The sequence below is a fragment of the Haloferula sp. genome (assembly GCF_049672945.1).
Taxonomy (GTDB): domain Bacteria; phylum Verrucomicrobiota; class Verrucomicrobiia; order Verrucomicrobiales; family Akkermansiaceae; genus Haloferula.
The window spans coordinates 1-5030 of record NZ_JBATWY010000159.1 but is presented as its reverse complement, the minus strand read 5'-3'; the positions used below and the strand labels follow the sequence as shown (position 1 = coordinate 5030).

The following is a 5030-nucleotide window of genomic DNA, read 5'->3' as shown; positions in this document are numbered from 1 at the left end:
GAAAGGCAGGGGAACCGAATAGGTTCGGCAAGTTCTTCCGTCCCAAAGGGACCCCAATCCCAAAGCCCGGGCTTGTGCAAGCTACCCCGGGGGAACCGACCGAAAAATCTCCCTACGCCAACGGCGTTGAATCCCGTCGCGACGGCAACTCTTCCGTCCCAAAGGGACCCCAATCCCAAAGCCCGGGGTTGCGCAAGCTACCCCGGGACGGAACGGCCCGAAAAACCCCTACGCCAACGGCGTTGAATCCTGCTGCCACGTCAAAGTCTCCCGTCCCAACGGGACCCCAATCTCAAAGCCCGGGCTTGCGCAAGCTACCCCGGGGGAACGGACCGAGAAATCTCCCAGGCCAACGGCGTTGGATCCCTCTTCCGTCCCAACGGGACCCCAATCCCAAAGCCCGGGGTTGCGCAAGCTACCCCGGGACGGAACGGCCCGAAAAACCCCTACGCCAACGGCGTTGAATCCCGTCGCAACGAGGCGCCATGCCCCAATCATTGTCAGCGGTCTACCTGCACCTCGTCTTTTCCACCAAAGACCGCCGGCCTTTTCTATCAAACCCGGAAGTGCGCCATGAAATGCATGCCTACCTCGGCGGCATTTCGCGCGAACTCCATTGCCCTCCTCTGGTGGCCGGCGGTGTCGAAGACCACGTCCATCTGCTCGCCCGCCATGCCCGGACCATCACCCAGGCGGATTGGGTCAAGGAATTGAAGAGGTCGTCGAGCCTCTGGATCAAACAACGCGAACCCACGCTGGGCGACTTCGCCTGGCAAACGGGATACGGCCTGTTTTCCGTCAGTCCTTCGATGCTGGAAACGGTCGAACACTACATCGCCAACCAGGAAGAGCATCACCGCAAACTCAGTTTTCAGGATGAATTCCGGATGATGCTTCGGAAGCACCGGATCGACTGGGACGAGCGCTACGTTTGGGACTGACCACCACGGGATTCAACCCCTTCGGGGTAGGGATTCCGGGCACACCGGTTCCCGGGGTAGCTCCGCAACCCCGGGCTCCGGGATGGATGTCCCGTTGGGACGGTCGACGGGATGAATCTCCCTTTGGAATGATCGACGGGATGAATCTCCCTTTGGGACGGTTGAGTTTTGGGATGGCGAACGCCGAGGGCGGGTGTTTCGGTCTAAACGTCGGAAGGTCCAAACGTCTAAAGGTCAGAAGTGATGGGGCCGGCTCGTTCGTTCGGACTTTTCGACCTTCGACCTTAAGACGGCAACATAGTAGTCCGGAAGCACCGGCCACAGCCCTCGCCATGAAACACATGGTGGGTTTCCGAAACGTGGCAGTGCATTCCTACCAGCAACTCCAGCGACCGATTCTCGAAGCCATCCTTCAACAGCATCTCGGCGACTTCGAAGCCTACCTCGGCGAACTTTCCAAGCGGGCTTAGCCGATGCTCCGGCATTTCAGTATTTCAGCTTTCAGAGTTTCAGCATTTCAGTTTTCCGACCCTTTCCAACGGTCACTCCCTGCCATGTCACCGACCGTTGAAAACATCTATCTTGCGCTCACCCGCGAATTCAATGACGGAGAGACTCGTGCCATCATCAGTTCCGGGCAGGCGGTGGTGCTGCACCGGCTCGCCATCATGAGTAAAGACGGAGATTGGATCGTCCGGGAGCATCCTGCCGATCTCGATTTCATTCTGACCGTCCTCGAATCCCGAAATGCACGCTATCGCTTTGGCGCGCCATTGGATGCGCGCTGGCTCGCCGGTGGTTGGAGTTCCCATCTGGAATTCATGGCCGACGGGATCAGGGTCCGCTGCGATTTTTTCTCGCGCCCCCCGCGCCTGAGCGATGAACAACTTGCTCAGCTGTGGGCGACGCACTCCGGACAGCAGATCCCGTTTCTGGAAATCGAAGCTCTCCTCATGGTTAAGCAGACGCAGCGGGAGAAAGACTACGCCGTCATCGGCGAACTTGCCCGCAAGCTCCCTCCCGAAGTCCAAGTTCTCCACAGCAGAAGCGCCCGCGACCTCATCGCCGCCGCGTCTGAAACCCCGGACCTGGTCCGTGGTCTCGAATCCCAGCGGCCACTCCTCCTCCACGCGCTCCTCAAAAATCGTGACACCCTCGAAGAGGCCTTGGACAAGGAAAGGCGACAGCTCATGCGGGCTGACGAGAACCGCCTCGCAGCCTTCTCCGCAGCGTCTGCTACTTGGCGGACCGTCTGGCCCGCCCTGCAACCTTCACTCACGGGAATGCCCCTGAAAAAAGCGCACGCCTTGATTTTGCAAGCGGCGGAAGATGAATTACCCTTCCACCCATGAAACCGACGGAAAATCCGGGCCTCGGGGAATTTCTCAGCGAGGAGGATCTCGATCTCCGGAATCTGAGTTGGGACGAACTGATGCTGGTATGGAATGCCTGGCTACGGCAGGCGCAAAGCACCAACGACGAAGACCGCCACAGCTACGAACACGGTGTCTTCGTCGACCCGTCCTGATGCCGCCGGCAAAGGGAGCAAGGGCAGCCTGCCCGCCATAGCTTCATGCGAAGGATGGGTTCCCGCCCTGTCGCCTCACCCCAGTGGCCGGTAGCCAGTGTTTCCGTGCCTCGGCATTTCGGTCTGAACGTCGGAATGTTTCAAGGTCTAAAGGTCAAAAGCGACGGGACCGGCGCGTCTGTTCGGACCTTTGACCTTCGACTCCCAACTCTTCCGTCCCAACGGGACCCCAATCCCAAAGCCCGGGGTTGCGCAAGCTACCCCGGGGGAACGGACCGAAAAACCCCTACGCCAACGGCGTTGAATCCTCAATAAGGCAGCGATCCTCCGAATCGGTGTTTCGGTCAAAAGGGAGCAAGGGCGTTCCCGCCCTGTCGTCTCGCCTCAGTGGCCGGTAGCCAGTGTTTCCGTGCCTCGGTATTTCGGTCTGAACGTCGGAACGTCTCAAAGTCTAAAGGTCAGAAGTGATGGAGCCGCTGCTTAGTTCGGACTTTTAGACCTTGGACCTTAGGACGGTATTTCAGCATTTAGCTTTCAGAGTTTCAGAGTTTCAGAGTTTCAGCTTTTCAGCTTTTCAGCATTTCAGTTTTTTAACTCCATGGAACTCCGCAGCGTCGAAGCCATCGTCAAGGCGCTCAATGACGCAGGAGCCCGCTATCTGATTGTCGGAGACCTTGCCGTCAACGCCCACGGTTTCGCCCGATTGACACGAGGTGTCGATATCGTCCTGGAACTTAAGAGCGACAATATCCTCCTCGGATTGAACGCGCTTTTTGCCATTGGCTACCAGATGGCCATTCCGGTAAGCGCCGAGGAATTCAGCAACGCGGAGAACCGTCAGCGATGGCGCGAGGAGTAAAACATGGTGGTCCTCAAGCTATGGAGCGACGCCCACGGACGGACCCCGATCGACATCTTCATCTACGAGCCCTTTGATTTTTCGGATGAAATCGGTAAGGCTCACGAAATGGAATTGGGTCCCGGGCTATCGGCAGCCATTGTCTCGCTAAGTACCCTGTTGACGATGAAACGTGAGGCCTCGCGCTCCCAAGACCTCACGGATATTGAGGAGTTACTCCGTCTATCATGAAAGCTGAATCTCCAATCCTTCCCGACTGGCGTTGGGGAACAGCGGAAGGCTGTCGTGAACTTGATCGGATACTTGATCGACGATTGACGCTGCGGGAAAAAATCCAGTGGCTAGAAGAAGCGGAGGATCTCACCCTCACCCTGGCTGCCCAGCGCGCGCGAATGAAGGAGGCCGCCGCCGCAAAAGGGAAGCCCTTGGATAAAGCCTGACCGCAGGGGCCGGGCCGGTTTTTTCAGAATTTCAGTTTCTCAGCGTTTCAGCATTTCGATCAGTAGTGATGGAGCCGACTAGTCTGCTCGGACATTCGACCGGAGTCTGTCCGCCATCCTGTCCGCCGAAGCTTCAGCGTAGGAGGAAGCTCGGAGAGCGACGGCGGAACCTTGCGACCTTAAGACGGCAACACCGACCCATGGCGAATCCAGCCTTGTTGGCGATGTCGTTGCTTTCTTAGGATCCATGGGTGAAATTATCAAAGTTCTCAAGCCGATGAGCCGCCTAACGCTAAGCCTAACGCTTATTCTCGTCGTGCTTCTCGCCTCGATTTCGCAAGGATCTTCGGTCGAAGATTTGCAGCAGGCGTTCCAGAAGCGATGCGACGAAGTGATCACCAAGCGTGATCAGCAAATCGACACCCTTCGTGACAATTATCAGGCAGCACTCGAACGCCTGTTCGAGAAGACGAAGGCCAAGGGGAAACTGGAACTACTTATTCCGATCAAGGATCAGATGGATGCCCTAGAAGCGGGACGAGAGTCGCTACCCGGACTCCCGTCAAACGCGGCCTACAATGTAAAGCAACTCCGCGACACATTCGACCAAGCCGAAGGAAAGATACTAAAGACGAGTGCACTAGAGCTAACAGAATTAGCTACAAAGATGGAGCAGGCTCTGGGGGCGAAGCAAACCGAGTTGACCAAGGCCGGAGAAATCGAGGATGCACTAAGAGCAAAGAAAGTTCGCGGTGATCTTAACTCAAATGAAGAATTGGCCGCAGCGCGCAATTACCTATCTAGGCTTTCATCAGATGGAAAAATATTGAGAGGGAAGATTGTAAAGGGCGATATCGCATTGAAATCGAGAGGAGTGACGGTTACCGGTATGGAAGAAGGAGACCGCATGATCGATGGAGAATCTGAAAAGCACGATCTTCATCAAGGATGGGCATTAGGGCGATGGCCATGTGTGGCCGAAGTTGATCTAAAAGATGTTTACGCCGTAGAGAAAGTTAGGATTCTTCTCTACGACAAAGATGAACGTAATTACAAATACAAGATCGAAGGTTCGGAGAATCGTGAGCAATGGCTTGTTCTCGCTGATCGATCTAGAAAATTCACAAATACTGGTTGGCAAGAGTCTTCGATGGAGCCAATGGACCTTCGTTACATCCGAATCCATGGTGTAGAAAATGATACAAATTGGGGATTTCACATTGTTGAACTCGTAGTCGAATGTGTTGGGGGCGGTCACAAGT

Annotated in this window: 8 protein-coding genes; all 8 read left to right on the top strand. The window is 56.0% G+C overall.

The genetic code is table 11. The features are described 5' to 3' along the window. The first annotated feature begins 485 nt into the window (after positions 1 to 485). Positions 486 to 941: an IS200/IS605 family transposase gene (gene tnpA, locus WBG04_RS13900; RefSeq protein WP_424315053.1), complete on the top strand. Its 456-nt coding sequence runs from the start codon at positions 486 to 488 to the stop codon at positions 939 to 941. A gap of 332 nt (positions 942 to 1273) precedes the next feature. Further along, positions 1274 to 1411: a HepT-like ribonuclease domain-containing protein gene (locus WBG04_RS13895; RefSeq protein ID WP_424315052.1), complete on the top strand. Its 138-nt coding sequence runs from the start codon at positions 1274 to 1276 to the stop codon at positions 1409 to 1411. Between the two features lie 84 nt (positions 1412 to 1495). After that, positions 1496 to 2293 (top strand): hypothetical protein, encoded by a 798-nt coding sequence (locus tag WBG04_RS13890; protein WP_424315051.1) that lies wholly within the window; start codon positions 1496 to 1498, stop codon positions 2291 to 2293. Further along, complete coding sequence (locus WBG04_RS13885) at positions 2290 to 2469, top strand: hypothetical protein (RefSeq protein WP_424315050.1); 180 nt, start codon at positions 2290 to 2292, stop codon at positions 2467 to 2469. The genes WBG04_RS13890 and WBG04_RS13885 overlap by 4 nt, the downstream gene beginning before the upstream one ends. Before the next feature lie 598 nt (positions 2470 to 3067). Beyond that, positions 3068 to 3328 carry a hypothetical protein gene (locus WBG04_RS13880; protein WP_424315049.1) on the top strand — a complete coding sequence of 87 codons (261 nt, stop codon included), beginning with the start codon at positions 3068 to 3070 and terminating at the stop codon, positions 3326 to 3328. A 3-nt stretch (positions 3329 to 3331) separates the two neighbouring features. Continuing rightward, the gene (locus tag WBG04_RS13875) at positions 3332 to 3559 is read left to right on the top strand and encodes a hypothetical protein (RefSeq protein ID WP_424315048.1); all 228 of its coding nucleotides are present in this window, start codon (positions 3332 to 3334) and stop codon (positions 3557 to 3559) included. Further along, on the top strand, positions 3556 to 3768 hold the full coding sequence (locus WBG04_RS13870; RefSeq protein ID WP_424315047.1) for a hypothetical protein: 213 nt from the start codon (positions 3556 to 3558) through the stop codon (positions 3766 to 3768). Before WBG04_RS13875 ends, WBG04_RS13870 begins: the two co-directional genes overlap by 4 nt. Before the next feature lie 247 nt (positions 3769 to 4015). Then, positions 4016 to 5030, top strand: a 1015-nt coding sequence (locus WBG04_RS13865; protein WP_424315046.1) for a discoidin domain-containing protein, incomplete at its 3' end; no start/stop codon positions are given.